Source organism: Amycolatopsis sp. NPDC051372, assembly GCF_040682095.1.
GTDB lineage: Bacteria > Actinomycetota > Actinomycetes > Mycobacteriales > Pseudonocardiaceae > Amycolatopsis.
Window position 1 is genome coordinate 1 of record NZ_JBFBAF010000011.1, and the last position, 25,879, is coordinate 25,879.

Annotated in this window: 26 protein-coding genes; 15 read left to right on the plus strand and 11 right to left on the minus strand. The window is 68.8% G+C overall.

Annotation, left to right across the window (positions count from 1 at the left end; genetic code table 11):
* Window positions 1-229: 229 nt before the first annotated feature.
* A complete protein-coding gene (locus tag AB0M56_RS18100) occupies window positions 230-1,087 on the minus strand; it encodes a helix-turn-helix transcriptional regulator (RefSeq protein WP_364177095.1) in 858 nt (285 codons plus the stop codon).
* Window positions 1,088-1,248: 161 nt separating this feature from the next.
* On the minus strand, window positions 1,249-2,088 hold the full coding sequence (locus AB0M56_RS18105; RefSeq protein WP_364177098.1) for an oxidoreductase: 840 nt from the start codon (window positions 2,086-2,088) through the stop codon (window positions 1,249-1,251).
* 100 nt (window positions 2,089-2,188) lie between these two features.
* Here AB0M56_RS18105 and AB0M56_RS18110 point away from each other — a divergent pair, with 100 nt between their 5' ends.
* Window positions 2,189-3,091 (plus strand): LysR substrate-binding domain-containing protein, encoded by a 903-nt coding sequence (locus tag AB0M56_RS18110; RefSeq protein ID WP_364177101.1) that lies wholly within the window; start codon window positions 2,189-2,191, stop codon window positions 3,089-3,091.
* A 17-nt stretch (window positions 3,092-3,108) separates the two neighbouring features.
* Here the strand turns inward: AB0M56_RS18110 and AB0M56_RS18115 are convergent, their stop codons facing one another.
* Entirely contained in the window at window positions 3,109-4,062 is a 954-nt protein-coding gene (locus AB0M56_RS18115; protein WP_364177104.1) for a TIGR03619 family F420-dependent LLM class oxidoreductase, read from the minus strand.
* 94 nt (window positions 4,063-4,156) lie between these two features.
* Between AB0M56_RS18115 and AB0M56_RS18120 the strand changes: the two genes are divergently transcribed.
* On the plus strand, window positions 4,157-4,549 hold the full coding sequence (locus AB0M56_RS18120; protein ID WP_364177107.1) for a MerR family transcriptional regulator: 393 nt from the start codon (window positions 4,157-4,159) through the stop codon (window positions 4,547-4,549).
* A gap of 60 nt (window positions 4,550-4,609) precedes the next feature.
* Here the strand turns inward: AB0M56_RS18120 and AB0M56_RS18125 are convergent, their stop codons facing one another.
* Window positions 4,610-5,032, minus strand: coding sequence for a PPOX class F420-dependent oxidoreductase (locus AB0M56_RS18125; protein WP_364177110.1), 423 nt, complete (start codon window positions 5,030-5,032; stop codon window positions 4,610-4,612).
* Window positions 5,033-5,368: 336 nt separating this feature from the next.
* Here AB0M56_RS18125 and AB0M56_RS18130 point away from each other — a divergent pair, with 336 nt between their 5' ends.
* The 4 genes from AB0M56_RS18130 to AB0M56_RS18145 are packed head-to-tail and all read left to right on the plus strand — an operon-like array spanning window position 5,369 to window position 11,902.
* Window positions 5,369-8,146 (plus strand): AAA family ATPase, encoded by a 2,778-nt coding sequence (locus AB0M56_RS18130; RefSeq protein WP_364177113.1) that lies wholly within the window; start codon window positions 5,369-5,371, stop codon window positions 8,144-8,146.
* Between the two features lie 42 nt (window positions 8,147-8,188).
* Window positions 8,189-8,725 (plus strand): (2Fe-2S)-binding protein, encoded by a 537-nt coding sequence (locus AB0M56_RS18135; protein ID WP_364177116.1) that lies wholly within the window; start codon window positions 8,189-8,191, stop codon window positions 8,723-8,725.
* Window positions 8,712-9,698, plus strand: a complete 987-nt coding sequence (locus AB0M56_RS18140; RefSeq protein WP_364177118.1) for a xanthine dehydrogenase family protein subunit M — start codon at window positions 8,712-8,714, stop codon at window positions 9,696-9,698. Before AB0M56_RS18135 ends, AB0M56_RS18140 begins: the two co-directional genes overlap by 14 nt.
* Window positions 9,695-11,902 (plus strand): xanthine dehydrogenase family protein molybdopterin-binding subunit, encoded by a 2,208-nt coding sequence (locus AB0M56_RS18145; protein WP_364177121.1) that lies wholly within the window; start codon window positions 9,695-9,697, stop codon window positions 11,900-11,902. The genes AB0M56_RS18140 and AB0M56_RS18145 overlap by 4 nt, the downstream gene beginning before the upstream one ends.
* A 429-nt stretch (window positions 11,903-12,331) precedes the next feature.
* Here AB0M56_RS18145 and AB0M56_RS18150 read toward each other — a convergent pair whose 3' ends face one another.
* On the minus strand, window positions 12,332-13,525 hold the full coding sequence (locus AB0M56_RS18150; protein ID WP_364177124.1) for a hypothetical protein: 1,194 nt from the start codon (window positions 13,523-13,525) through the stop codon (window positions 12,332-12,334).
* Between the two features lie 429 nt (window positions 13,526-13,954).
* On the opposite strand from AB0M56_RS18150, the gene AB0M56_RS18155 reads away from it, so the two are divergent.
* Window positions 13,955-14,896 carry a GlxA family transcriptional regulator gene (locus AB0M56_RS18155; RefSeq protein ID WP_364177127.1) on the plus strand — a complete coding sequence of 314 codons (942 nt, stop codon included), beginning with the start codon at window positions 13,955-13,957 and terminating at the stop codon, window positions 14,894-14,896.
* A 12-nt stretch (window positions 14,897-14,908) separates the two neighbouring features.
* On the opposite strand, the gene AB0M56_RS18160 is transcribed toward AB0M56_RS18155, so the two are convergent.
* Window positions 14,909-15,643 (minus strand): hypothetical protein, encoded by a 735-nt coding sequence (locus AB0M56_RS18160; protein ID WP_364177129.1) that lies wholly within the window; start codon window positions 15,641-15,643, stop codon window positions 14,909-14,911.
* Window positions 15,644-15,935: 292 nt separating this feature from the next.
* On the opposite strand from AB0M56_RS18160, the gene AB0M56_RS18165 reads away from it, so the two are divergent.
* From AB0M56_RS18165 to AB0M56_RS18180, 4 genes are all read left to right on the plus strand, one after another.
* Window positions 15,936-16,826: a M24 family metallopeptidase gene (locus AB0M56_RS18165; RefSeq protein WP_364177132.1), complete on the plus strand. Its 891-nt coding sequence runs from the start codon at window positions 15,936-15,938 to the stop codon at window positions 16,824-16,826.
* Window positions 16,827-17,078: 252 nt separating this feature from the next.
* Window positions 17,079-18,443 carry an FAD-dependent oxidoreductase gene (locus tag AB0M56_RS18170; protein ID WP_364177135.1) on the plus strand — a complete coding sequence of 455 codons (1,365 nt, stop codon included), beginning with the start codon at window positions 17,079-17,081 and terminating at the stop codon, window positions 18,441-18,443.
* A 168-nt stretch (window positions 18,444-18,611) separates the two neighbouring features.
* On the plus strand, window positions 18,612-18,974 hold the full coding sequence (locus tag AB0M56_RS18175) for a DUF190 domain-containing protein (RefSeq protein ID WP_364177137.1): 363 nt from the start codon (window positions 18,612-18,614) through the stop codon (window positions 18,972-18,974).
* The gene (locus AB0M56_RS18180) at window positions 18,971-19,345 is read left to right on the plus strand and encodes a DUF190 domain-containing protein (protein WP_364177140.1); all 375 of its coding nucleotides are present in this window, start codon (window positions 18,971-18,973) and stop codon (window positions 19,343-19,345) included. The genes AB0M56_RS18175 and AB0M56_RS18180 overlap by 4 nt, the downstream gene beginning before the upstream one ends.
* Before the next feature lie 41 nt (window positions 19,346-19,386).
* Here AB0M56_RS18180 and AB0M56_RS18185 read toward each other — a convergent pair whose 3' ends face one another.
* The 4 genes from AB0M56_RS18185 to AB0M56_RS18200 form a co-directional block, all read right to left on the minus strand.
* Window positions 19,387-20,148: an ABC transporter permease gene (locus AB0M56_RS18185; RefSeq protein WP_364177143.1), complete on the minus strand. Its 762-nt coding sequence runs from the start codon at window positions 20,146-20,148 to the stop codon at window positions 19,387-19,389.
* Complete coding sequence (locus AB0M56_RS18190) at window positions 20,145-20,960, minus strand: ATP-binding cassette domain-containing protein (protein WP_364177146.1); 816 nt, start codon at window positions 20,958-20,960, stop codon at window positions 20,145-20,147. Before AB0M56_RS18190 ends, AB0M56_RS18185 begins: the two co-directional genes overlap by 4 nt.
* Before the next feature lie 146 nt (window positions 20,961-21,106).
* Window positions 21,107-21,796 carry a cation transporter gene (locus AB0M56_RS18195; protein ID WP_364177148.1) on the minus strand — a complete coding sequence of 230 codons (690 nt, stop codon included), beginning with the start codon at window positions 21,794-21,796 and terminating at the stop codon, window positions 21,107-21,109.
* Complete coding sequence (locus tag AB0M56_RS18200) at window positions 21,793-22,152, minus strand: metalloregulator ArsR/SmtB family transcription factor (protein ID WP_364177150.1); 360 nt, start codon at window positions 22,150-22,152, stop codon at window positions 21,793-21,795. The genes AB0M56_RS18195 and AB0M56_RS18200 overlap by 4 nt, the downstream gene beginning before the upstream one ends.
* Before the next feature lie 437 nt (window positions 22,153-22,589).
* On the opposite strand from AB0M56_RS18200, the gene AB0M56_RS18205 reads away from it, so the two are divergent.
* From AB0M56_RS18205 to AB0M56_RS18220, 4 genes are all read left to right on the plus strand, one after another.
* Entirely contained in the window at window positions 22,590-23,594 is a 1,005-nt protein-coding gene (locus AB0M56_RS18205; RefSeq protein WP_364177153.1) for a TerC/Alx family metal homeostasis membrane protein, read from the plus strand.
* Window positions 23,595-23,597: 3 nt separating this feature from the next.
* Window positions 23,598-23,723 carry a hypothetical protein gene (locus tag AB0M56_RS18210; RefSeq protein ID WP_364177156.1) on the plus strand — a complete coding sequence of 42 codons (126 nt, stop codon included), beginning with the start codon at window positions 23,598-23,600 and terminating at the stop codon, window positions 23,721-23,723.
* Window positions 23,724-23,994: 271 nt separating this feature from the next.
* Entirely contained in the window at window positions 23,995-24,399 is a 405-nt protein-coding gene (locus AB0M56_RS18215) for a PPOX class F420-dependent oxidoreductase (RefSeq protein WP_364177159.1), read from the plus strand.
* Window positions 24,396-24,662, plus strand: coding sequence for a hypothetical protein (locus AB0M56_RS18220; protein WP_364177162.1), 267 nt, complete (start codon window positions 24,396-24,398; stop codon window positions 24,660-24,662). The genes AB0M56_RS18215 and AB0M56_RS18220 overlap by 4 nt, the downstream gene beginning before the upstream one ends.
* 295 nt (window positions 24,663-24,957) lie before the next feature.
* On the opposite strand, the gene AB0M56_RS18225 is transcribed toward AB0M56_RS18220, so the two are convergent.
* Window positions 24,958-25,875, minus strand: a complete 918-nt coding sequence (locus AB0M56_RS18225; protein ID WP_364177164.1) for a polysaccharide deacetylase family protein — start codon at window positions 25,873-25,875, stop codon at window positions 24,958-24,960.
* Between the last annotated feature and the right edge of the window lie 4 nt (window positions 25,876-25,879).

The window sequence follows — 25,879 nt, forward strand, 5'->3', positions numbered from 1 at the left end:
TACGACATCTACCGCATCGGCGACTCCGGCGCGCAAGCCAGCTGGCAGGGCCAGTTCTCCGCCACCCCCGCACCGCGCGCCGGCCACCGGTGACCACCCGCCGCCACCCCCGGCTCTTCAGTGTTCGCACAGCTCGCTGGCAAACAAGGGCGCCTGACCTAACGGAATTGCGCATTCCATCGGGACCGCAGATCACGACATCAGCTTCACCCGCTCCCCCGCACCGGCATCAGTTCGCCGGCGGTGGCGCCAAGGACCCGTCCGAAAGGGCCCAGCTGCCCAGCAGGTTCAGCGTGCTCTGTGACGGCGACCCGGGTTCCGCGGTGTAGACGTAGAGCGTGGTCTCCGGGTCCCCGGCCGGCGTGAACGTTTCGCAGTCGACGGTCAGGTCTCCGACCACCGGGTGACGCAGGCGTATGGCCCGGGGAGCTCGTCGGTACACGCGATGTTCGTCCCACCACTGCTCGAACTCGGCGCTCTGTTCGCGTAGGTCGGTGATCAGCGCGACCGTTCCGCGATCACGGCTGTCGGCGCCGTTCTCCAGCCGCAGGCCGTCCACCACCGCCCGCGCCTGAACCTCCCAGTCGGCGAACAGCGCCCGCGCGTCCTCGGCGAGGAACATCCACCGCGCGTAGTTGCGCTCGCCGGGCGGGATGGCGTCGAAGTCGGCGAACAGCGCCCGCGCCATCAGGTTGGCCGCCAGCACGTCAGTACTCCGGCCCAGAAGGAGGGTCGGGTGGCTGTCGAAGGCGGCGAGGAGCCAGGCGCGGCCCGGGCGGACGCGCTGCACCGTGCCGGGCCGGGCGCGGTTGCCCGGCCCGACGAGGTCCTCGAGGTGAGCCCGCCCCGCCGCGTCGAGGTTCAGCGCCCGGGCGAGACCCTCGAGCACCACCGGCGAGGGCACGATGCCCTGTTCCAGCCGGGTGTAGTAGTCAGTGGAAATGCCGGCCAGCAGCGCCACTTCCTCGCGGCGAAGGCCGGGTACCCGCCGGATCCGGGAATCCGTCGGCAGTCCGGGCCGGGCCGGATCGCACTGGCTGCGGGCGCGGCGCAGGAAATCGGCGAGTTCCCGGTTCTTCTCAGGCATGTATCCGTTCCTGGTGGTGCTGATCAGGCATTGTGTCCACTGTGCACGGAGATAGCCGTGGTCGAGAACCAGCGCCGGCGACCTCCCGGCGTATCCGGGAGGTCGCCAGGGTCACACCGGATTCACCGCGGAAGGTGAAATCCGTCCACAATGTCCGCTGGTCAGGAAATCGTGGTCGTCCGGCTGAGCGACTCCCACGTGGCGACGTCGGCCAGCAGTGCCTCGTTGTGCTGGTGCAGGCCGTCGATCGCGTCTTCACCGAGGAGGAAATGCAGCGGCGGGTTCTCGGACTGGAGGACCTTCACGATCGCCGCGGCGCCCTTGGCCGGGTCGTTCGGTTCCTGGCCCACGACGTTCTTGACCATCTGCCGCAGTTCGCCTGAGGTCGCGTGGTAGGCGGGGTTCTCGGGGGTCCACTGCAGACTGGTGCTGAACTGGGTGCGGAACATCCCCGGTTCCACCACCATGACCCGGATGCCGAGAGGGGTCAGTTCGAGCGACAGCGCCTCGCCCAGAGACTTGAGCGCGTGCTTGGTGGCGTTGTAGCCGCTCAGGCCCGGGAAGGTAATCAGGCCGCCGATGGAGCTCATGACCACGATCGTGCCGTTCCCCTGCTCGCGCATCACGGGGAGGACGGCCTGGGTCAGCTGCACAGCACCGAAGTAGTTGACGTCGAACATGCTGCGCAAGTACTCGACCGGGGTTTCCTCGACGGCACCGATCACGCTGACCCCGGCGTTGTTCACCAGCACGTCGATGCGGCCGAACACGGCCAGCGTCGCGTCGACCGCGGCGCGGATGGACGCCGGGTCCGTGACATCCATCGCCGCGGTGCTGACCCGGTCGCCTCCGGCTTCCGCGAGGTCGGCGAGGGTCTCCGGGCGGCGCGCGGTGGCCATCACGCGGTCACCGGCGGCCAGCGCGGCCCGCACGATCTCGCGGCCGAAACCGCTGGAACAGCCCGAGATCAGCCAGACGCGGCCCGGTGTTTCGTTCGTCATTCACATGCCTTTCACGTTGGTGTTTACCGAGGCCAATGGTCGTCTCGAGAGCTCGGTGCCGTCCAACACCGGCTACCTGTCGTGGTTGTAGGCTTTTCCTGTGACCCCTGATCTTCGGCAGCTGAGGTACTTCGTCGCCGTCGCCGAGGAGTCCAGCTACACGCGGGCGGCCGAGCAGCTCCTGATCAGTCAGCAGTCGCTGTCGCAGCAGATCACCTTGCTGGAACGCATGCTCGGGGTGAAGCTCTTCGACCGCGACACCCGCGGCACCCGCCTGACCGCGATCGGCGCGCTGTTCCTCCCCGAGGCCCGCGCGGTGCTCGCCCGGGCGGACGAAGCGTTCGATCTGGTGGCCCGGGCCACGCGCGGCGAAGTCGGCAGCCTGCGCCTCGCGTTCCTCGCGACCACGACGAACTACCTGCTGCCGCCGGTGGTGCGCGCGGTCCGGCAACGGCTGCCCGGGCTCCGGTTGACGACAGAGGAGACGACGATCGCCCCGCTGGTCGAGGGGTTGCAGAAAGGACGCTACGACGTCGCGTTCACGCGACCGCCGCTCGTGGCCGGTCTGGAATCCCGGACACTCGTGGTCGAATCGGTGTGCGCCGTCCTGCCCGAAGATCACCCGCTCGCCGACCACGCCGAACTGACGCTCTCCGAGCTGGCCGGCGAACGCTGGGTCCTGACCCCGCGCAGCTCGTGGGAGCCGTGGCACCAGGCGTTCGACAGCTCCTTCCAGGCCGCCGGATTCACCCCCGACGTGGTCCACCGGGACGCCAGCGTGCAGGCGTTGCTCGGGTTCGTCGCGGCCGGAACCGGGATCACGCGTCTCGCCCAGTCGGCCAGCAGCCTGCGCCGCTCCGGTGTGGTCTTCGTGCCGATCGCCGGAGAGTTCGTCTCCACCGAGATGGTCTGGCTGGTGGGCAACGACTCCGCCGCGCTGCACGCACTGCTCGACGTCGTCACCGACGTCGCCGCCTCGACCGACTTCGCCGAGGCCGGCTGACCCGCGGGCACCGTCGGTCAGGCGGCGGCCCGTTCGCGGATCTCCACCGCCTTCTCGAGCATCTGCCCTGTGCTGGTGAACCAGTCCTGCAGGTTCAGGTCCACGATGAGCTCGTCCGCGCCGGCCTCTTCGGCCGTGTGGATGTCTTCCAGGATCTGATCGAGCGTGCCGACGAACGCCGATCGGTCGGATCCGGCCGGACGGTCGGTGAAGGTGACGTTTCCCACCACGACCAGCTCCATCCGGCTCGCGTCCCGGCCGTACCCGGCAGCCATTTCCCGGATGCGGTCCCAGTTCTCCCGCAACGCCGCGGCTCCGGCCGGCCCGGGTGTGGTGAGCAGCGGCAGCCAGCCGTCCGCACGTTTCGCGATGCGCTCCAGGGCTGTGGAACTGGAGCTGCGACCCAGATTGCTGGCACCGCCGGCGAGCATCACGGGGATTTTCGAAGCGGGCTTGGGCAGGACCGAGGCCTTGTCGATGACGACGCGCGGACTCCGGATGGTCACCGGATCCGGGCCCCACACGGCATCGAAGACGTCCAGCGTTTCGTCGAGGAACCGGCCGCGATCCGCTCGGGTGGCGCCGGTGGCCCGGAGCACGTCGCTGGACCAGCCGGCGCCCATGCCCGCGATGACGCGGCCGCCGCTGATCTGATCGACCGTGGCCAACGCCTTCGCCAGCGGGACGGGGGTGTGGAGGGCCGCGATCAGCACGGCCGTACCGAGGCGCACCCGCTCGGTCACCACCGCCGCGGCCGTGAGCACCGCCAAGGGGTCGGCCGTCTGCCGCCCGCTTTCCGGCCACGGCACGTTCGGCGGCGCATACGGTTCGATGGGCGTCTCCGGGAACAGCAACTGTTCATAGGTCCACAAGCTCGCGTATCCGGCCGCTTCCGCCGTTCTGGCGGCGTCGACCACGTCGTGTTGCAGGTCCACTCCCAGTCGCTGGGGCAGGCGAAGTCCGAGTTTCATTCGAAACCTCCGAGGTAGCAGTGGTTGCTGTGGCGATCCCTACCGCAAGTCTCAACACTCACATCGATGTGAAGGTCAAGGTAGGCTGGAGCACATGAGAATCGGAGAGCTCGCGGAGCGCACCGGCGTATCCCGTCGGCTACTGCGCTACTACGAGGAGCAGGGACTGCTCGCGCCCAGCCGCTCCCTCAACGGCTACCGGGAGTACGGCGAGCCGCACGTGGACGTCGTGCAGCAGATCAAGGGACTGCTCGACGCCGGCCTCCCGACCCGCATCATCCAGCAGCTCCTGCCGTGCCTGGACAAGCCGCACACCATCTACGCGCCGTTCGTGACGCCCGAGATGATCGTCACGCTGCAACACGAACAAGCCCGGCTGTCCGAACGCATCGAATTCCTGACCCGCAACAGAGACGCCATCGCCGACTACCTCGGCACCGTCCTCACCGTCAGCGAACGCCGGGAACAGGACCACGTTCTGAATTGACGGGCGCCGGGAACAGCAGGCGCGACCTTGAAAATTTTCTCGCTCGAAGGACGGCTCAAGTCAGGCGATGGCCGCATAGGCGCTCACGTGCTCGATGCGCATCCGCACGAGCAGCATGCCGGGAACACTGTTGCGTTCGCCGAACTCGCGCGCACGGTCCTCGCCCATGTATCGCGCCGCGATGCTGGTCGCCCAGGTGCGCAACTCTCCGGGGTCCTCGGAGATGTCCGTGTGTCCCCACAGGACGGCGTGGGAGTAGGGAGCCACCTCGTCGTCGACGCAGACCGCGGCCCGTCCGTCGCGGATGAGGTCGTGGGCTTTCACCGTCACGTTCTCCGTGGTGAAGACGAGATCATCGCCGTCCAGGAGGAACCACACGGGTGCGACGTGCGGGGCACCGTCCGCCCGCACGGTCGCCACCTTGCCCGTGCGGGTACCTACCGCGATGAAGGCTTTCCACTCGCTCTCTTCCATTTCGGTCATGCCGGTCAGCATCCGTCCGCGCTGCGGCAGAAGCAATGCCGCCACCGTGTTTCAACGGCCCTGACCTGCGAACACGCGTGATGTGGAGCATTCGGCGCGAGTGGGCCGCTGACGGCTGACGTCGGGCGGAACGGTGCAGTCCACAATAGACTGTGAAAACGCGGATGCGAGTGTGGACACCCTGCCCTGCGCGCCACGCCGTTGATTCACCACCGGGCAGTCAGCGTGCCGGCCCGGGCACCCCCATCACCTCGGGGAACGTCCCACGCGGCCCATCGCGCCATAAACTGGTCCTCCGCGGCAGCGCCCCGTCCACGTGGGGCAGCCGCAAACCTGGTGGACGGAGGCGATCAGGTGCTGCTGGGCCGGCACCGGGAGTGCGCAACGCTCGACGGGCTCGTCGGAGCCGTCCGGGCGGGGCAGGGCCGTGCGCTGCTGCTGGTCGGCGAACCCGGTGCCGGCAAGACCGCGCTGCTGCGGTACGTCGCCGCTCACGCCGCGGAGTGTCGGGTGTTGCGCACGGCCGGCGTCGAGGCCGAGATGGAACTGCCGTTCGCCGGGCTGCACCAGCTGTGCGTGCCCCTGCTGGACAAGCTGGACACGCTGCCGGCACCGCAGCGTCAGGCGCTGAGCACGGCCTTCGGACTGACCTCGGGTCCGGCGCCGGACCGGCTCCTCGTCGGGCTGGCCGTGCTGGGTCTGCTGGCCGACGCCGGCGCCGAACGCCCGCTGGTGTGCCTGATCGACGACCTGCAGTGGCTGGATCACGCTTCAACTCATGCGTTGGCGATCGCGGCGCGCAGGCTGTTCGCCGAATCCGTGGGCTTGGTCTTCGCGACGCGAGAACAGGTGCCGGCTGCCGTGCTGATCGGCGTCACCGAGCTGCCGGTCCTGGGTCTGCCCGCCGGGGACGCCCGGGCCCTGTTGCGGATGGCGCTGCCGGGGCCGGTGGACGAGCGCGTGGTGGAGCAGATCGTCGCGGACGCCGGGGGAAATCCGCTGGCGTTGCTGGAGTTGCCGCGCAGCATGCCGCCCTCTGAACTCGCCGGCGGATTCGGCCTGCCGGCCGCCCGGGATTCGCCGGGCCGGATCGAGGCGAGTTTTCAGGAGCGGGTCACGCGATTGCCGGAAGCGTCCCGATGGCTTCTGCTGGTCGCGGCGGCCGACCCGCTCGGCGACGCGGTGCTGGTGTGGAGTGCCGCCGAACGGCTGGGTGTGGGGGTCGACGCGGCAGCCCCCGCAGTGTCGGCGGGCCTCGTCGAATTCGGCGCGCGGGTGGGGTTCCGGCACCCGCTCGTGCGCTCGGCGGTCTACGACGGTGCCACGGAGCAGCAGCGGCAGCGTGCCCACCGGGCGCTCGCGGAGTGCACGAACCCCGAGTCCGATCCGGACCGCAGGGCGTGGCACCGGGCCCGGGCCGTCGGCGGGCCGGACGAGGAGGTCGCGGCCGAGCTGGCACGGTCGGCGAACCGCGCGCAGGCACGAGGCGGCCTTCCCGCCGCGGCGGCGTTCCTGGCTCGCGCGGCCGAGCTGACCCGCGACCCGGTGAGCCGGGCGGAGCGGGCGCTCACCGCCGCGCGGGCGGCGTTCGAGGCGGGCGCGCCCGAGAGGGCGCTCGGCCTGCTGTCGGTGGCACAGGCGAGCAGCTTCGACGACCTGCGCCACGCGAAGATCAACCTGCTCAGAGCCGAGGTGGCGTTCGCGGTCAGCCGGGGTGCGGAGGCGCCCATGCTGCTGCTCAAAACCGCGCAGCAGCTGGAGTCGTTCGACACGCGCCTGGCCAGGGACACCTATTTGCAGGCCCTGTCGGCAGCGCGGTTCGCGCTCCACCTCGCGGTCGGGGGCAACGTCGTGGAGGTGGCGGAAGCGGCCCGGCGCGCCCCCGCCCCGCCGGGCCCGCCCACCCCGGCGGACCTGCTCCTCGACGGCCTCGCCGCTCGCGACACCGGTGAGCTCGCGACCGGCAGCGAACTGTTGAAACGGGCCCTGCGGGCGTTCTGCGCCGACGCCGACGCCGGCGTGGACGAGCTGAGCTGGCTCTGGCTGGCCGGCACCACCGCACCCGACCTGTGGGACTACCGGAGCTGGGAGCGGCTCGCGACACACCACGTTGAGCGGGCCCGTGCGGCCGGGGCGCTCACCACGTTGCCGCTGGCCGTGACCTCGCGGGTGGCGGTGCACGTGGTCTTGGGCGAGCTGGCCGAGGCGGCCGCACTGGTCGGTGAGATCGACGAGCTCGCCGGGGCGATCGGCGTCGGTCTCGCGCCTTACGGAGCGGTCATGCTCGCCGCTTGGCAGGGCCGCGAGGAAGAGACTTCGGCGATGGTCGCCGCCACCCGCGGCGAGGTGCTGGCTCGCGGTGAGGGCGCCGGGGCGCAGATCTACGCGTGGGCGGAGGCGCTGCTGGGCAACAGCGTGGGCCGCTACGCCGACGCGGTGGTCGCGACCGACCTCGCGGGGCAGGAACAGCTGCTGGTCGGAGCGGGCCTGTGGATGCTGGCCGAACGCGTCGAAGCGACGGCCCGGAACGGGCAGCCGCGTGAAGCTGCCCAAGCGTTCCGACGGCTTTCCGCGCACACCAGGGTCAGTGGCACCGAATGGGCACTCGGCATCGAGGCCCGCTGCCGGGCGCTGGTCACCGAAGGCTCGGTCGCCGAGGACAACTACGTGGAGTCCGTCGAACGGCTCGGCCGGACGCGCGTGCGTGGCGAACTGGCCAGAGCCCACCTGCTGTACGGCGAGTGGCTGCGCCGCAACCGGCGGCGGCGGGCCGCGCGCGAGCAGCTGCGGACCGCACACGACCTGTTCACACAGATGGGGATGGCCGCGTTCGCGCGGCGGGCGGAGCGGGAGCTGCGGCCGGGCGGGGAACTGCCGCGCCGGCCCGCTCCCGAAGGAAGCTCCGAGCTCACCGCGCAAGAAGTGCAGATCGCCTGGCTGGTGCGGGAAGGACTGTCGAACGCCGAGATCGGGACACGGCTGTTCCTCAGTCCGCGCACGGTGGAATGGCACCTGGGCAAGGTCTTCGGCAAGCTCGGCGTCACGTCGCGCAAACAGCTGCGCACCCTCCCGAGGCCGACTTACCCCGGGCCCGACCGAGACCGACCGGGGTGACTCCCGGGTCCGGGAACGGCCGCCGCGGCCCACTCTGAACGGATGACCTCTACGCCCAAGCTGAGCACGGCGTCGCGGACCCTCGCCCCAGGCGCCACCGAGACCATCACGGCACTCGTCGTGAACGGAGAACCGAGGGTGGTGGTCGCCGACTCGCGCGTCACGTTGCTCGACGCTCTGCGTGACCGGCTGGACCTCACCGGCACCAAGAAGGGCTGTGACCAGGGTGCGTGTGGCGCGTGCACGGTGCTCGCCGACGGGCACCGGGTGCTTTCGTGCCTGACGCTCGTCGCCCAATGCGAAGGCCGTGAGGTGACCACCATCGAGGGGCTCTCCCGCGACGGGCGCGCGCACCCGATGCAGGAAGCGTTCGTCCGGCACGACGCTTTCCAGTGCGGCTACTGCACACCCGGCCAGATCATGTCGGCCGTGGCACTGCTGGCCGAAGGCCGCGCGAAGACCGACGAGGACATCCGCGAGTTCATGAGCGGGAACCTCTGCCGCTGCGCCGCGTACCCCCACATCGTGGCCGCGATCCGGGAAGTGGCGGACACCGGAGGTACCGATGCGCACGTTTGAGTACGTCCGGACGTCCGAGGTAGCCGACGCGCTGGCGGCATCGGAGCGCGCCGGCGCCGCGTACCTCGCCGGCGGCACCACCCAGGTCGACCTGATGAAAGACGGAGTCCTCGCACCCGACCGACTGGTCGACATCACCGGGCTGCCGCTGCGCGGGGTCCTCGGCACCGGGCACTCGCTGCGCGTCGGCGCACTGACCACCATGGAGGACCTGGCCGCGGATCCGCTCGTCACGCACCGGCTGCCCGTGGTGCGAGAGGCGCTCCTGCTCGGAGCCTCCGTGCAGCTGCGGAACATGGCCACGATCGGCGGCAACCTCCTGCAGCGCACGCGCTGCCGTTACTTCCGCGACCCGGCGGTCTCCGCCTGCAACAAACGTGCGCCGGGGTCCGGCTGCGCCGCCGTCACCGGACCCGCCCGGATGCACGCCATCCTCGGCGTCAGCGAGCGGTGCATCGCCCTGCACGCCTCCGACCTCGCCGTGGCCCTCGTCGCGCTGGACGCCGTGGTGCACCTCGAGAGCGCCCGGGGAAAGCGGACCGTGCCGCTTGCGGAGTTCTACCTGGAGGCGGGCACGACGCCGAGCTCCGAAACCGTGCTGGCACACGGTGAGCTGATCACGGAGGTCGAGATCCCGCTGTTGCCGGAGACCACGCGCTCGGGCTATCTGAAGGTCCGGGACCGGGTGTCGTACGAGTTCGCCCTGGTCTCGGTGGCGGCAGCACTCGAGATCGAGGACGGAGTCGTGAGCAAGGCGAGGATCGGCCTCGGCGGCGTCGGTTCGAAGCCCTGGCGGGCCCTGGCGGCCGAGGAGGTGCTGCGGGACGCACCGGCGACCGGGACGAGCTTCCGCGAGGCCGCGGCGGCTGCGGTCACGGGTGCATGGACCGTGCCGGGCACCGCGTTCAAGGTCGAGCTGGCCAAACGGGCCCTGGTCCGGCAGCTCCAGACGGTATCGGAGATGTCCCAATGACCACCTTCCAGGCGCTGCCGTTCATCGGCGCCGGGCTCAACCGGGTAGACGGGCCTCGCAAGGTCAGCGGTCAGGCGCCCTACCCGTCGGACTTCAGCGCGCCCGGACAAGCGCACGCCGTCCTCGTGCGGAGCACCGTCGCGGCGGGACGGATCACCGCGATCGACGCGGTCGCCGCCGAATCGGCACCCGGAGTGGTGAAGGTGTTCAGCCATCTGAACGCACCCTCGCTGGTCCGGGGCCCGATGACCCCGCTGGGCGTGTCGCCGCCGGCTCCGCTGCAGGACGACCGCGTGCTGCACCACGGGCAGCACGTCGCGCTGGTCGTCGCGAAGACCCGCGAACAGGCCGATGCGGCCGCGGCGTTGGTGCGCGTCGAGTACGCGGCCGCCGAACCGGTCCTCGACCCGGACGATCCTCGTGCGGTCATCGTCGACAACCCGTGGGGCCTGGACCGCGAGCGAGGTGACCTCGCGGCGGGTCTGGCCGCGGCGCACGTGACGGTCGAGGCCGAATACGCCACGTCGGACAACACCAACAACCCGCTGGGCCTGTTCGCCACCCTCGCCGAGTGGGAAGGCGATCGGCTCACGGTGCACGACTCGACGCAGTGGCCGTCGATGGTGCAGGAGACGCTCGCGGTGGTCTTCGGCCTGCCCGAGGAGTCGGTGCGGGTGCTCAGCCCGTTCGTCGGCGGCGGATTCGGTGCCGGTCTGCGGGCGTGGCCGCACGTGATCCTCGCCGCGATGGCGGCACGTGAACTGGGCCGGCCGGTGAAGCTCGTGCTGACCCGGCCGCAGATGTTCACCTCGGTCGGCCACCGGCCCCAAGGCGTCCAGCGGGTGCGGCTCGGCGCGAGCGCCGACGGCCGTCTGCTGGCGCTGGAGCACCGCAGCCGCTCGCTGCTGGCCGTCGAGGACGACGACTACGAGCCCTTCGCGGCGGGCTCGGCCGTGGCCTACGCCTGCCCGAACGTCCGCACGTGGGACCAGCAGGTGCGGGTGAACGTCCCGGCCCCGGTGTCGATGCGGGCACCGGCCGAGGCACAGGGGAACTTCGCGCTCGAATCCGCGATGGACGAACTGGCGCTGGCACTGCGGATGGACCCGGTGGAGCTGCGGCTGCGCAACTACGCCGACACCCATCCCGCGCTGGGCCTGCCGTGGTCGGGCAAGGCATTGCGGGAGTGCTACACCGTGGGAGCCGAGCGGTTCGGGTGGTCCCGGCGTCCGGCCGAGCCGCGCACCCTGCGCGACGGGCGCTGGCTGGTCGGCCAGGGCATGGCGGGCGTGAGCTACCCGTGGTACCAAGCGCCGTGCTCGGCACGGGCGACGGTGGCGGCCGACGGGCGGGCCACCGTCAGCAGCGCGGCCATCGACATCGGCACCGGGACCTACACGGTGATGACCCAGCTCTCGGCGCAACTGCTCGGCATACCACCTGAGCGAGTGCGCTTCGACCTTGGCGACTCGGACCTGCCGAAGGCACCGCAGGCGGGCGGGTCCGGCCTCACCGGCGCACTCGGCTCGGCCGTCCACAACGCCTGTGCGCGGCTGCTCGGCGCGATGCTCGACCTCGTGCGCGACGACGCCCGATCACCATTGCGCGGCAGTGACCTCGCGGACGTGGTCGCCGCCGGCGGACGGATCCGGCGGCGCGACGAGCCGGAGCGCGCCGAAACCTACACCGCCATCCTGGCCCGCCACGGACTGCCGGACCTGTCCGCCGAAGGGAGCAGCACCCCGGCCGATCCCCATAACCTCGGCATGGCGCCCGCCGGCGCGTTCGGAGCGCACTTCGCCGAGGTCCGGGTCGACGAGGACCTCGGCCTGATCCGCGTGACGCGCGTGGTGTCGGTGATCGACGGTGGCCGCATCCTCAACGAGAAGACCTCCACCAGCCAGATCATCGGCGCCGTGATCGGCGGCATCGGCATGGCGCTGTTCGAGGAAACGGTCACTGATCCGACCACCGGCCGCATCACCAACGCGACCTTCGGCGACTACCTCGTCCCCGTGCACGCGGACATCCCCGACATCGACGTCACCTTCGTCGGCGAGCCCGACCGCATGAACCCGATCGGGACCAAAGGGGTCGGCGAGGTCGGCCTGGTGGGCGTGGCAGCCGCGGTCGCCAACGCGGTGCACCACGCGACCGGCGTACGAGTGCGATCCCTGCCGATCACCCTGGACGCATTGCTGTGACATGCCGGGGGTGGGCTTCCCTCACCGGGATGCCCACCCCTGGATCAGGGCTGGGTGGATCGTGGAACCGGCCGGCCGTGGTGCGCATCGGCGACAAGCTTCGCCGTCCTGCTCGACCAGCTGCTCAGCACGCCGAAGAAAGCGATCAACCCTGCTTCACCGATGCCCGCACCGTCACGGCCGAGGTGGCGCTGCTCGTGGGTTAAAGCTGGGCAGCAGCTGCGGCCGCTTCCGGGTCAGCAGTGTGTTGGCCGTGCCCCGTCTGTTCCTTGTCACCACAGCGCTTGAAAAGGCGCCAAAGCTGCGTCGCCGCCGACCCTTCGCGGTAGAGATTCCACGGTTCCTCGTGCATCGATACGTCGGGGCGATCCCCGCGAGGAGCCGGGAGATCTCCGCGGCATGAGTCATTCGAGCCCGTCTTGATTGCCCTCAGCGGACGAATCCGGGAACCAACCCGAGGGCAGGGACCACCGCCGCCGTGCACACCGTCATGGACACGACGTTGCCCACGAAGGGGTGGACCGTGTCCGGGAGCCTTCGTGACGTGTACGCGGCGAGGGGCGGAGCGAGGATCGCGCCCAGGACCGCGCCGCCCACGATGGCCGGGACTGTGGGGCCGTAGGTGAACACTGCGGCGGGCGCGACGGAGACCAGGGGGACGAAAGTCGGGTACCAGCCGTGTCGGGCCCACTGGCGGCGGTAGAGCAGGACGCCGAGCGTGGAGGTCAGGAACTGCGTGGTGAGCAGTGCCGGGAGCAGCGCGGTGCCGTGCACCGGGGTCAGCGGGTTGAGCAGGTACGAGAGCAGCGTGCCGACGAGCAGACCGGCCGAACTGATTTCGTTGCCGTGGAACGGTGCTTCGGTGAAGTCGGCCAGTACGCGGCGGATGACCCACGCAGGTCCTTGGCGTGGCGGATCGACCGGATCGGGTACCGGTGTCGGCCGGCGGGGAAACCACGGCAGTATCCGGCACAGGGGGAACGCGAGCAGCGCACTGAGCCACATGCCACTGGCGTTGCCGATCGAGGTGGGCAGCCCCAGTGGATAGCACACGAACTGGACCAGTCCGATCGCGATCGGCGTCGTCAGCACGACGCCGAGGACCGCGCCGGTGAGGGCCACGCGCCAGCCCGGTCCGTAGATCAGCACGACCGCGGGCGGGATCGACACGAACGCGACGAACGTCGGCTGCCACGCGCCCGTGGCGGGGATCGTCCAGCCCCACGCGAGGTTCGACAGCAGCAGCCCGAGCAGCGCCGATCCGGTGAGCCACGGCCACAACCCGGTGCCGGCAGCGATCGGGAACCCGGCCCGGCGGCGCCGCCGGGTCGCCCCGACGTGCGCGATCCAGCCGCCGGCGAGCAGGCCGAGCCCCCCGAGATCGGTCTTGAACGACTGTGCCTCGGTAGTGTCGCCGAGGCACCAGCGCAGGAACGGGGGAAGCCGGGCGTACGCCTGCTCCTGCCACACGTCGTAGCCGGGAAGCAGGTGCGGCAGCGAACCGCCGGCCGCCGAGAGCAGGTAAGCGAGGCCGGCGGTCACGGTTACGAGCGCACCGCCGGCGAGCCAGCGGCCCAGAGCGCCGGGTGCGCGCCCGACGGGCGGCGCGGGGACCGTGGTCATGTCGCCGGTGATCGGCGAACGGCCGAAAAACGTAGCACCGCTTTCCTCACCGACCCGGTTCGCTCCCCCGCGCTGATCTGCCCGACCCGAAGTCGGCATGAAACCGGATCAACCTGGTTTCGCGTGATTCCGGTGTCTGTCCTTCGCGTGGTCGTCGACGAGTTTCCTGCTGGTGCGACGAGGGGTGATGAGGTCGGCTGACCGAGCAGGAAGCGTTGTCCTACCACGACTTCCAAGTGGGCTCTGTCAGTCTGGCGGGACTGGTGGACTCTGCTGCAGAGCGAAAACCGACCGGGTTCCCACAGATCCGGACATCGGTTCGGCACGGGGAGCGCTGGATGCAACGCTTCAGTCAACCCGGCGCTTCGGCAACCGTGCGCCGGGTTCGACGATTGCGAGGTCAGGTCAGTGCCCAGCTCGAGGAGCGTGGTGTTCGTCATCTTCGACGGGGTGAAAAGCCTGGACGTGGCCGGGCCGGCCGAGGTCTTCGCCGAAGCGAACCTCTTCGGCGCGGACTACTCGCTGTCCTATGTGTCACCCTCGGGTGAGGCCGTGGCCACCTCGACCGGGTCGACCATGCCCGTCAACGGTCCCGCCGACAGCGTGGCGCGCGCGGACACCGTCGTGGTCTGCGGCGGCGATGTCCTTGTCGGCGCCCCCATCGATCCAGAACTCGTGGCTGCCATCCGGGTGCTTCGCGAGCGGACTCGCCGGCTCGTCTCCATTTGCACGGGTTCCTTCGCCCTGGCCACCGCGGGCGCGTTGTCCGGGCGTCGGGCAACCACCCATTGGCGCCACGCGCAACTTTTCGCTCGTGCGTTCCCCGACGTAGACGTGCTTCCGGATGCTCTTTTTGTCGAGGACCGAGGGGTGTTCACGTCGGCGGGGGTGTCCGCCGGGATCGACCTCGCCCTGGCCTTGGTCGAGGCCGACAACGGCCCCGACCTCGCGCGTGCCGTTGCTCGAAACCTTGTCGTTTTCATGCAACGTCCAGGTGGTCAGTCGCAGTTCTCCGCCCCGCTGGAGATCAAGCCCGCCCGGACGCCGACGCTGCGAGACGTCGTCGATGTCATTTCCGCGGACCCCGGCCTGGATCACAGCGCCGGCCGGCTTGCCGACCGGGTCGGCGTCAGCGCCCGGCACCTCATCCGGCTCTTCCAGGCGGAGTTCGACATGACGCCGGCGAGGTATGTCGAGAAAGTCAGGCTTGATCACGCGAAGTCGCTGCTGGATTCAGGACACAACGTCGAAGAGGCGGCGGCGGGCGCGGGATTCGGGAGCCCGGAGACGATGCGCCGCACCTTCGTGGCCCGATTGGGGCTCTCGCCGAGTCAGTATCGCGACCGGTTCAAGAGCACGGGCAGGCCGTAGAATTCGTGCCGGTCATCCGGTCGAAAAATTCAGTGCCAAGCGAAGTGCCTTGCCCAGTGGTTTCGGAACGAGCAGCGACATTCGACCGTCGGGTAGTTCTTCGGCATTTCGGCGAGCCAGCGCCGAAAGAGTGCGGTGGATGTCGTGGGACGGGTACAGGGCATAGGCTTGACCAAGGGCCCCGGGCGGCAGGTGCCACCTGCGGATGCCGGCAAGATCGGCCATGGCACCGGCTTGGACGTAGTAGCCGATCGGGTCCGTGGACCTGTCGAGGCCGGGTGTCGCGTGCGCGACCACGGCATCGGCGGCTTCGAGGGCTCTGCGGCGCGGCGCGCCGGCGCGGTCGAAAACGTCGAGAACGGTGTCCGCCGATCGCCGGGTGAAATCCTCCCCGGGCACGCTGACGAGCATTCCCGAGTCGTGCAGCAGTGCCGTCACAAACAGAAGTTCCGGGTCGATCTCGGCCTGGTCCGCCTGAGCCAACGCTGTTCCGAGCAGCCAGGTTCGGTAGCCGTGGAAGAGAAGCGTGGTGCCTTGCTTCTTGGCCATCTCGACCGCAGCGCTCGCGACTTCGGTGTCAGGAACTTGCGGAACGACGGTTTCCCTCGGTCGCGGCCGGTTCATCGGCCACGTGATGAAACCACCGATCGTCTCCAGGACGAATTCTCGCATGCCGGTGCGGACGGTCGAACGCTCGGCGCGAGTCAGTACGCCGTTCGTTTCGCACACCCAGTCGTAACTGGTCATCGTCGACGACGAGGTAACCGAGGTCGATCCACTTGCTGCGTCGCCGCTTGCGCACACGAGGGCTCCAGTGAGACGGGGGCTTCCTGCTTCCAGTTTTGGTGATCGGCAAAGTCCCGGCCAGGCGGTGAGTGACCGGCAGCCCACAAATTCGGACTCGACTGCGCCGGGTCGGCAAGGTGGCCCTCTTGTGTCCGGGTCTGTGGGGTTTTCGTCAGGTTCTGCTCTTCAGTGTCGAACCGGGCTCGCAGACGCTGGAGCTGATCAACATCGACGTCACCGGAGGCACCGGACCTTGACCCGCGAACTGTTCACCGACGAAGAACTCGTAGCATTCAAGGCGGCTCAACGTCTCGCCTTCGACGCGACTCTCGCGATCGAAGCCGAATTGCACGAAGGGATCACCGAGCAGCAGGCGGCCGGGAAGCTCGAGCGCTGGCTGCGTGCGCGTGGCGTTTCCCACTTCTTCCACTACGGCTTCGTTTGGTTCGGCGACCGTACTCGGTTCCTGGACTTTCCGCCGCTTCCGCGTCGGGTCCGAGACCTCTTCGCAGCCAAAACGGCCAGTGGACATTACCGGCCGAGCGGTCGTCGGTTGACGCAGGGTGATGCGGTCATCCTCGACGTCGGCCCCATCTATCGAGGTGGAGCCGCCGATATCGGGTACTCGTGCACGCTGGGCGAACCGACCGAAGAATTCCACGAAACTCGAATGGAGCTCGCCGCCTTTCGTCCGATGATTCTGGAGATGGTGCGCAATGGGGACACCCAGGCCAGGATCGACAAAACGGTGGACGACTACACCCAAGATCACGGTTATGTGAACATCCACTCGATGTACCCCGGGTCGGCGATCGCGCACCGTGTCGGCCGAGTGCCCGGCCTGCGGTTGCCGACGTTCAACGTGAAGGGTTTCAGCCCGCAGACGGTCAGTTATCTGGCGGGCGACGTCGTCGGATCGACTCTGCGCCTGGACGTTCGCTCTGCGCCCTTCTGGAAGCCGAGGTCCGACCGGCCGTGTGAGCCGGGTTTGTGGGCGTTCGAGCCGCACATCGGCCGCGGCGACATCGGCGCGAAATGGGGCGAGGTTCTCGTGGTCACCGAGGATACCGCCTACTGGCTCGACGACGATCTGCCGCACGTTCGCTATTGGGCGGACCACGGCGTTGTCCAGGACGCTTCCTGAGGGGTGACAGCGCCGCGCCGGACTCGTCCGGCGGGTCCGGTTTCCTGAGACTCACAGTTCACCAGGAGAAATACCATGACCTCGACGACCGCAAGCCCCCGTTCCCCTTGAGGTGACGGTCACTTCGTCCGGGCTGTCGCGTCCGACACACTCGACCCCACGGCGCGTACGTTGTCCTATATTCAAATGTACGTACATTTGAGTGCGTCCCCGGCCGGGACGTAGACGCGCAGCGCAGCCAGGAGGAGAGCAATGTCCACCGTGGACTCCACGCACTTCGATCTCGTCGTGATCGGATTTGGCAGAGGGGGCAAAACACTGGCCGCCGCGATGGGACGGCGCGGCAAGCGCGTCGCCGTGATCGAGCGGTCGGCGCAGATGTACGGCGGTACCTGCCCCAACGTCGGGTGTGTGCCCACCAAGTCGCTGATCCACCACGCCGAGACCGGTACCGGCCACGGCGAAGCCGTCGGAAAGACGCGGAACCTGACCACGAGGCTGCGCGGCATCAACTTCTCCACCCTCGACTCGATCGACTCCGTCACGGTCCTCACCGGACGGGCCGCCTTCGTCGACCCCAAAACGGTGGAAGTCAGCGCCGGCGACGAACGCCTGACCGTGACCGGCGACACCATCATCATCAACACCGGGGCCGAGCCCGTCCTGCCCGCCATCCCCGGGTTCGCCGACAGCACCCGCGTCCACACGAGCACCGACCTCATCGGGCGAGACAACCTCCCGCGCAGGTTGGCCGTGCTCGGCGGCGGCCACGTGGGCATCGAGTTCGCGTCGATGTTCGCGCAATTCGGCAGCGAGGTGACGGTGCTCGACCAGGCGCCACGCATCCTGGGCCGCGAGGACGACGACGTCGCGGCGGCCGCGGAACAGGTGCTGGCCGACACCGGAGTCCGGTTCGTCCTCGGCGCTCAGGTCACCCGGTTGTCCGAGACGGAAGAGGGCGCCCGACTCGACTACCGCCAGGGTGAAGACGGCGGCACGATCGTCGTCGACGCGGTGCTGGTCGCGGCCGGCCGCAAGCCCGCCACCGACGGCCTCCGCTTGGACCTCGCGGGCGTGGCGACCACGGCCGGCGGTGCGGTCGAAGTGGACGATCACCTGCGCACCAGCCAGCCCCACATCTTCGCGGTCGGCGATGTCAAGGGCGGGCCGCAGTTCACCTACGTCTCCCTCGATGACAGCAGGATCGTCGCCGACCAGCTCACCGGCCTCGGCGGCCGATCCACTGCCGACCGCGTGCACATCCCCTACACGCTCTTCCTGACGCCCCCCTTGGCACGGGTGGGACTCACCGAACGGGATGCGCGCGAGCAGGGGTACGCGGTGAAGGTGGCGGAAAAAGCGGTCGCGGACATCGTGGCGATGCCCAAAGCGAAGATCCTCGGAGAGACCCGAGGGCTGATGAAATTCATCATCGACGCGAAGACGGACCAGATCCTCGGCGCCGCCTTGCTCAGCGTCGACGCGCAGGAGCTGATCAACCTGGTCACACTGGCCATGCGGCACGGTGTGACCGCCGCGGATCTGCGCGACGGGATCTACACGCACCCGTCGTCGACTGAAGCCTTCAACGAAGTGCTGGCCGCTTCGCGGAGCTGACGCTGCGGTGGTCGAGTCTGAATCCGCCTCGGCACTTGACCCATCGGACCAGCGGGGATGTACTGGTAGCGGCGATGGATCCCGCCGGGGCCACACGGCCCGAACCGCCGGATGCGACGGCTGATGGCTTCCTGGACGATGCGTGCTGCAGCGGACCGGGAGGACGTCATGACGACAACCAGTCAGTTTCTGCGATTGTCGATCTTCCTTGGTGATGGGGACACCTGGCGTCACCGGCCGCTGGACGCCGAGATCGTGTTCCGTGCGCGCCGGGCGGGCTTGGCCGGGGCGAGCGTGTTTCGCGGGATCGCCGGCTACGGCGCGAACTTGCGCATCCACACGCAACGCCGGCTGCCGCTCGGCGCGGACCTGCCGTTGCTGATCGTCATCGTCGACTCGCCCGAGAAGATCCGGGAGTTCCTCTCACAGCTGGATGACCTCGAGCTCACCGCTCCCGTGGTGATCGACGAGCTCGAGTCCTACCCCTTCACGGTCCAGCGGTGGCCACCCACTCGGGAGGGAGTGCGATGACGATGCAGCTCACGGGAACCGCGTTGCGCATGACGATCCTCATCGGAGAGGACGACCTCTGGCAGCACACACCGCTGCACCGCGAGATCCTCGACCGCGCCCGCAAGGCCGGCCTCGCCGGGGCCACGGTGCTGCGCGGCTGCGAAGGGTACGGCCTGCACCGCATGATCCACACGACACGGGTCCTGAGCATGGCCGACCACATGCCCATCCTCGTCCTGCTCATCGACCGGCCGGACAAGATCCGGGCATTCCTGCCCCAACTGCGGGAGGTGATCAGCAACGGCACCGTCGTCCTCGACGAGGTCGACGTCATGACGATGGGGTGGTCCACGCTGGGCCCGGCGACCCGATCGCTCACCGACCACTGACGACCACGCCCGTCCCACTCCGGAAAGCGTGCCCTCGCCGGCTAGGAGATCTTGCGGCGGTAGGTCACGACAGCGAAGACGTAAGCCACGACGAGGATGCCGACGCACCAGGCCAGTGCGATCCAGATGCCGCTGCCGACCGGTTGCCCGATGAACAGGTCGCGGATGGCGTTGACGATCGACGTCACCGGCTGGTGCTCGGCGAAGGCCCGCACCGGGCCGGGCATGGTGTCGGTGGGCACGAAGGCCGAGCTGATGAACGGCAGGAAGATGAGCGGATAGGCGAACGCGCTCGCGCCGTCCGCGGAGTTCGCGGAGAGGCCGGGAATCACGGCGATCCAGGTCAACGCCAGGGTGAACAGGATCAGCATGCCGGCGATCGCGAGCCATGACAGCACACCCGCGCCCGAGCGGAAGCCCATGACGAGGGCGACGAGCACAACGACCACGACCGAGATCAGATTGGCGACCAGCGAGGTCAGCACGTGCGCCCACAACACGGACGAGCGGGCGATCGGCATGGACTGGAAGCGTTCGAAGATGCCGCTCTTCATGTCCAGGAAGAGCCGGAACGCGGTGTAGGAAATGCCCGACGCGATCGTGATGAGCAGAATGCCGGGCAGCAGGTAGTCCACGTACGAACCCGACCCGGCCTTGATCGCGCCGCCGAACACGTAGACGAACAGCAGCAGGAAGGCGATCGGCATGATCGTGGTCGTGATGATGGTGTCCACGCTGCGCGTGATGTGGCGCAGCGACCGTCCCAACAGGACAGTGGTGTCGCCGAAGAAGTGTTTGGTCACCGTCGTTCCTCACTTGCCCGGGCCGGCGCCGTGTCGGCTGCGGAGCCGTTGTGACCGACTATCGCGAAGAAGACGTCTTCGAGGGTCGGCTGCTTTTCGACATATTCGACCTTGGCGGGCGGGAGCAGCTGCTTCAGCTCGGTGAGCGTGCCGTTCACGATGATCCGGCCCTCGTGCAGGATCGCGATCCGGTCGGCGAGTTGTTCGGCTTCGTCCAGGTACTGCGTGGTGAGCAGCACGGTCGTCCCGTGCTCGGCGAGCGTCTTGATGGCCTGCCACACCTCGATGCGGGCCTGCGGGTCGAGCCCGGTCGTCGGCTCGTCGAGGAAGATGACCTCCGGATTCCCGATGAGGCTCATCGCGATGTCGAGACGGCGGCGCATGCCACCCGAATACGTCGACACCTTCCGCGCTGCCGCGTCGGACAGCGAAAACCGCCGGAGCAGGTCGTCGGCGATCCCACCCGGGTTCTCGAGGTGCCGCAACCGGGCGACCAGAACGAGGTTCTCGCGCCCGCTGAGGATTTCGTCGACGGCCGCGAACTGCCCGGTGAGGCTGATGGAGTCCCGCACGTTCGCCGCCTGCGTGGCGACGTCGAAGCCGTTGACTCCGGCGGTCCCCGCGTCGGCCTTGAGCAACGTGGAGAGGATCTTCACGATCGTGGTCTTACCCGCCCCGTTGGAGCCGAGCAGGGCGAAGATGCTGCCGCGCGCCACGTCGAAGTCGACCCCGCGCAGCACCTCCAGGCTCTTGTAGGACTTCTTCAGGCCCTGCACGCGGATCGCGGGCCTGTGCACCTGATCGACTGTCATCCCGGTGTCCGTTCTCTCAGATCCACGGTGGGATACGGATTTCGTGGCGATAGCGGCCACGATCCCGCACGGGACTGACATCCGGCTGACACGGCTCTGACACTGAGCACGCCCGGCGCTCACCGGCCGGCGGGCCGGGTCCGGGTTCAGCAGCAGTGTTCGCCGCGCCAGGCTTCGCGGCCTTCCTTGACCGCGACCGCGGCGATGATGAGGGCGACGGCAGGATCGGCCCAAGACCAGCCGAACAACGAGTTGAGCAGCAGCCCGACCAGCAGGACGCCGGACAGGTAGGTGCACAACAGGGTCTGTTTGGAGTCGGCGACGGCGCTGGCGGAACCGAGTTCGCGGCCGGCGCGGCGCTGGGCGTAGGACAGGAACGGCATCACCAGCAGCGACACCGCCGCCAGCACGATGCCCACCGTCGAGTGCTCCGCCGGCTCCGCGCCGACCAGGCCGCGGATCGACTCGACGCTCACGTAGGCGGCCAGCGCGAAGAACGACAGCGCGATCACCTTCAAGGCGGTTCGCTCGCGGGCTTCCGGATCGCGGCCGGAGAACTGCCACGCCACCGCCGCGGCAGAGGCGACCTCGATAACCGAGTCCAGTCCGAACCCGATCAGAGCCGTCGACGACGCGAGCGACCCCGCGGAGATCGCCACCACGGCCTCGACGACGTTGTAGGAGATCGTGGCAGCGACCAGCAGCCGCACCCGGCGGGACAGCACAGCGCGGCGTTCGGCGGGAACCGCAGTCGTCGGCCTGGGTGCCGGCGCGCAGCAGCCGTCCGTTTCGGGCGTGGCCGGCGGCAGGTTAAGGCGCTCGCGGGCGTCGCTCATCGGGCCGCCTCCACGCTCGCCGACGACGCCGTGGGCGCGACCTCGTTCAGGCAAGCCTCGTCGGTGTCCACCGCCAGCACCACGTGCACCAGCTCGCTCAACGCCTTCGCCAGGTGCGCGTCCGCCAGCTCGTACCGCACCTGGCGCCCCTCGTACGTCGCGACCACGAGGCCACAGCCGCGCAGACACGCGAGATGGTTCGACACGTTCGAACGGCTCAGGCCCAGCTGCTCGGCCAGCTGCCCGGGATACCGAACCCCGTCCAGCAGCGTCACCAGGATCCGGCACCGCGTCGGGTCGGCCAGCGCCTTGCCCAGCCGGGCCAGCGCCGCACCCCGCGTCTCGCACGTCAGCATGTGCCGAACAGTACAGCGATCACTGATACATCAGCAAGGGCTGAACAGTTCCGCGGATGCTGGCGCTCAGTGCTCGGCGCCGAGGCGGTTCGGCGTCGCGGGCTGACCCACCGCGTCGAACCTGGTGCGGAAGCGGGATCGCCGCCACGTTCGTCGAGGAACCACTCCGGTCGACGCAGCGCACTTTCGGCGCCTCAGAATCGAAGCAAGGCGACGACCAAGCAACTCCATTTGACCTTTAATGATTCTTTACTTTACGGAACAGGGAAGCCATACTGACCGCGAGGGGAGTACTTCCGCAGGGGCTACCCGGTCAATACGGACATCCCGGTGATGTCCTCGGGAGCCCGCCCAGGTCGGTGACACAGGGTGTCGGCGGCACAGGGTGAAGGAGACCTCGAACACGCGCCCGTGCGCGCTCGTTCGAGGAGGTACCTGTGCCCGCGGAAGTTGTTGCGGCGGCTCCGGCCGAGTCGGTGGGGTCGCTCTGGTTGTGGCTGATCAGCATCGCGGTCCTGCTTTTGCTGCTGGTCGCCGACTTCATGGTGACGCGGCGTCCGCACGAAGTGTCGATGCGAGAGGCTGTCGGCTGGTCGGTGTTCTACCTGGCACTGCCGGTGGTGTTCGGGGCCTGGCTGTGGGTCGCGTTCGGGAGCGGCCAGGCGGTGGAGTTCCTGACCGGCTTCGTCGTCGAGAAATCCCTGTCGGTGGACAACCTGTTCGTGTTCATGCTGCTGCTGGCCGCGTTCGCGGTCCCGTCCGCGCTGCAGCAGCGGGTATTGCTCTACGGCATCGTCGGCGCACTCGTGCTGCGGGGGGCGTTCATCGCGGCCGGCGCCGCACTGCTGGCGGCGGGAACCTGGGCGTTCCTCGTGTTCGGGCTGGTCCTCTTCGCCTCGGCGGTGAAGATCCTGCACCAGGCGCTCACGGACGCCGATACCGAGCCGGACCCCTCACGGATGCGATCGGTGCGGCTGCTGCGCAGGTTCATCCCGATCACCGACGACTACCAGGGAGCCCGGTTGACCGTGCGCCGGCGCGGGCGGCGGGTGTTCACTCCGCTGGTGGTCGTGGTGGTGGCGGTGTTCACCACCGACGTCGTGTTCGCGATCGACTCGGTGCCCGCGGTCTACGGCATCACCGAAGACCCCTATCTGGTGTTCGCCACCAACGCCTTCGCCCTGCTCGGCCTGCGCGCCCTGTACTTCGTGCTGCACACGGCGTTGGCGAAACTCCGCCACCTCAACCACGGCCTGGCCGTCATCCTCGCGTTCATCGGGGTCAAACTCGTGCTGCACTGGGCACACGGCGTCTGGCCCGCCGTGCCGCAGATCCCCACCCCGATCTCCCTGGCGGTGATCGTCCTCATCCTGGCCACGGTCACCGCAACCAGCTTCCTGCCACGCCGCACACCCGAGCCCGCTGACCACCGACGGGACTGAGCCATGGCAACCGAACTGCTCGTCAACGCCCTGGTCGAACTCTTCCTCACGCTGCTCATCCTCGCCGCACTCGTGATCACCTGCGCGGCAATGACCCCACCACGGCCGCCACGTGGCCCAGGCTCCTGAACCGGTCACCGGCGACGGCTTCTTCGTCGGGCCGACGCTCCGATTCCGACGCTCGACACGGTCGGCCGAACAGGGCCGGGGGCCGCCGCACAGGCCGCCCGCTTCCCGCAGCCGCGCGGTTGCGGGCCCGACCACCGCCCCGATCAGCACCTGCGCGTGCGCGTCGGTGCGCGGACTGACGGCGGCGAGCTGGGAGCTCGGTGAACGTCTCCCCGGACGAAGGTCCGGCCGGCCGGATCCGGTCCGGGTTCGACGTGGCGGCGGTGCGGGCATGAGCTTGCTCGGCGAGCTCGGCAAGAGCCACCACGTCAGCCTGACCACCTTCCGGCGGGACGGCCGTGCGGTGCCGACCGTTCTCGGCGTCGCCGTCGACGATCAAGGCCGGGTGTGCATGCTCACCCCTCCGGGCAGCGGGAAAGTCAAGAGGCTCCGCAACAACGCCCGCGTGCGCTTGAGCCCGTCCGACGGTCAGGGTCGCATCCCGGACGACGCGTCGAGCGGCGAGGGAACCGCTCGCCTGGCGGACCGCGACGAAACCGCTCGCATCCGCAAGCTCATGACCCGCAAGTACCTCGCCGCCCGGCTGGTGCTGTGGACGGACCGATTCCGGCCGCCGCACAAGCACTGGATCGGCATCGTCGTCACCATCCGAACCGAACGGAGCCCCCGTCGATGACCGCACGGCCCCGAAACGGTGCACAGTGGACAGTGGCCGCGAGTGGCGCGCTCGCCCTTACGATGGGCGTCGCCGGCCTCCTCGCCCCATCCCGCCAAGTGAGCCTGATGAGCTTCGACGGCACCGAGGGCAGCGCGAAGACCGCCGCGCCGCTGCTGACGGTCAGCTCATTGGCCGCCGTCAACACAGGACTGTTGTACCTGCTGGGTGCACCCGGAATTGGCCCGGCTTTCCCGCGTTCACCGTGCGCGCCCGGCTCCTGATGGGCGGCGGCTTGCTCACGCTCTCCGCCACCGGTCGCGCCCCGAAGGCGTTCAAGGGAGGTGCCGCCTGGGAAATGGTGTGAGCGCGGGGATCACCGCCGCCGCCATCGGCTGGGGGCGGCATCGCGGCGGGCGAGGGTGACCGGCGCGTTCACCGCCGGCGCCGTAGGCGGTGATACCGGGACGGGTATTTCGGCGCGACGGACGAGTTGGCCGAGCTTCTCGTCCTGCCACCGAAAGACCCGTCCCATGCCCAGGACCGGCCAGCCGATCTCAATCTCAGAGAAGGCAGTACCTAGGCCTGCCCCTTGACGAATTCCGCCGAGTGCTCGTTCCACCAGCGGGCGATATCCGCGCGGCGCGCGAACCAGACTCCACCCTTGGCCTGGGCATATTCGATGAACTCCCGCAACGCACCCGTCCGTGCCGCCTGCCCCACCAGCCGGGGATGAAGGCCGATGGACATCATCTTGGGACGGCCCCTCGAGCCTTCGAGCCACAGTTCGTCGAAGCCACGCTTCAGGTAGTCGAGAAACAGGCTCGGTGAGCGGGTTCCCTGAATGTCGTTGTAGGTCAGCGAATAAGGGACGACGAGATGCCGGACTCCGCTCACGTCGACGTAATACGGCAGATCGTCGTTGTAGGCGTCCGAGTCGTAGAGGAATCCTCCGTGCTCCACGACCAATTCCCGCGTGTTGATCGAAGGGCCGTAGCGGCAGTACCAGCCGCTGGGCGCTTCCCCCCACGTCTCCTTGAAAGACGCGACAGCCTTCTTGATCCGGTTCGCCTCTTCCTCGCGCGACAACCGCCATTGCTCTTCCCAGCGCCACCCGTGCCCGAGCAGGTCGTGCCCGGCTTCCCGGGCCGCCGAGGCGACCTCCGGATTGCGCTCGAAGGCGACAGCGCAGCCGAAAAAGGTGGCCTTGATGTCGTACTCGTCGAAGAGGCGAAGCAATCGCCACACGCCGACCCGGCTGCCGTACTCGTACATCGATTCCTTGGCCAGATCCCGCAGATGAGCCGGAAAGGCGTACTCCACTTCGGCAAGACTGTCGTTCTCGCCATCTCCCATCTCGTGGGAGTACTCAGAGCCCTCCTCGTAGTTCACCACGAGATTGACGGCCACATTGGCGGCGTCGGGCCACCGGACGACCGGAACATCCTTGCCATAGCCGACCAGGTTCCGGCTCAGATTGCTCGAAATTTCTTGCATCGAC

Bases quoted from the DNA above. Each gene is read 5' to 3' on its own strand.
- AB0M56_RS18115 (WP_364177104.1), bottom strand. From the start codon at position 4,062: ATGAAACTCGGACTTCGCCTGCCCCAGCGACTGGGAGTGGACCTGCAA.
- AB0M56_RS18160 (WP_364177129.1), bottom strand. From the start codon at position 15,643: ATGACCAGTTACGACTGGGTGTGCGAAACGAACGGCGTACTGACTCGC.
- AB0M56_RS18190 (WP_364177146.1), bottom strand. From the start codon at position 20,960: ATGACAGTCGATCAGGTGCACAGGCCCGCGATCCGCGTGCAGGGCCTG.
- AB0M56_RS18120 (WP_364177107.1), top strand. From the start codon at position 4,157: ATGAGAATCGGAGAGCTCGCGGAGCGCACCGGCGTATCCCGTCGGCTA.
- AB0M56_RS18200 (WP_364177150.1), bottom strand. From the start codon at position 22,152: ATGCTGACGTGCGAGACGCGGGGTGCGGCGCTGGCCCGGCTGGGCAAG.
- AB0M56_RS18225 (WP_364177164.1), bottom strand. From the start codon at position 25,875: ATGCAAGAAATTTCGAGCAATCTGAGCCGGAACCTGGTCGGCTATGGC.
- AB0M56_RS18215 (WP_364177159.1), top strand. From the start codon at position 23,995: ATGAGCTTGCTCGGCGAGCTCGGCAAGAGCCACCACGTCAGCCTGACC.
- AB0M56_RS18195 (WP_364177148.1), bottom strand. From the start codon at position 21,796: ATGAGCGACGCCCGCGAGCGCCTTAACCTGCCGCCGGCCACGCCCGAA.
- AB0M56_RS18135 (WP_364177116.1), top strand. From the start codon at position 8,189: ATGACCTCTACGCCCAAGCTGAGCACGGCGTCGCGGACCCTCGCCCCA.
- AB0M56_RS18100 (WP_364177095.1), bottom strand. From the start codon at position 1,087: ATGCCTGAGAAGAACCGGGAACTCGCCGATTTCCTGCGCCGCGCCCGC.
- AB0M56_RS18220 (WP_364177162.1), top strand. From the start codon at position 24,396: ATGACCGCACGGCCCCGAAACGGTGCACAGTGGACAGTGGCCGCGAGT.
- AB0M56_RS18180 (WP_364177140.1), top strand. From the start codon at position 18,971: ATGACGATGCAGCTCACGGGAACCGCGTTGCGCATGACGATCCTCATC.
- AB0M56_RS18125 (WP_364177110.1), bottom strand. From the start codon at position 5,032: ATGACCGAAATGGAAGAGAGCGAGTGGAAAGCCTTCATCGCGGTAGGT.
- AB0M56_RS18105 (WP_364177098.1), bottom strand. From the start codon at position 2,088: ATGACGAACGAAACACCGGGCCGCGTCTGGCTGATCTCGGGCTGTTCC.
- AB0M56_RS18210 (WP_364177156.1), top strand. From the start codon at position 23,598: ATGGCAACCGAACTGCTCGTCAACGCCCTGGTCGAACTCTTCCTCACG.
- AB0M56_RS18145 (WP_364177121.1), top strand. From the start codon at position 9,695: ATGACCACCTTCCAGGCGCTGCCGTTCATCGGCGCCGGGCTCAACCGG.
- AB0M56_RS18170 (WP_364177135.1), top strand. From the start codon at position 17,079: ATGTCCACCGTGGACTCCACGCACTTCGATCTCGTCGTGATCGGATTT.
- AB0M56_RS18175 (WP_364177137.1), top strand. From the start codon at position 18,612: ATGACGACAACCAGTCAGTTTCTGCGATTGTCGATCTTCCTTGGTGAT.
- AB0M56_RS18140 (WP_364177118.1), top strand. From the start codon at position 8,712: ATGCGCACGTTTGAGTACGTCCGGACGTCCGAGGTAGCCGACGCGCTG.
- AB0M56_RS18150 (WP_364177124.1), bottom strand. From the start codon at position 13,525: ATGACCACGGTCCCCGCGCCGCCCGTCGGGCGCGCACCCGGCGCTCTG.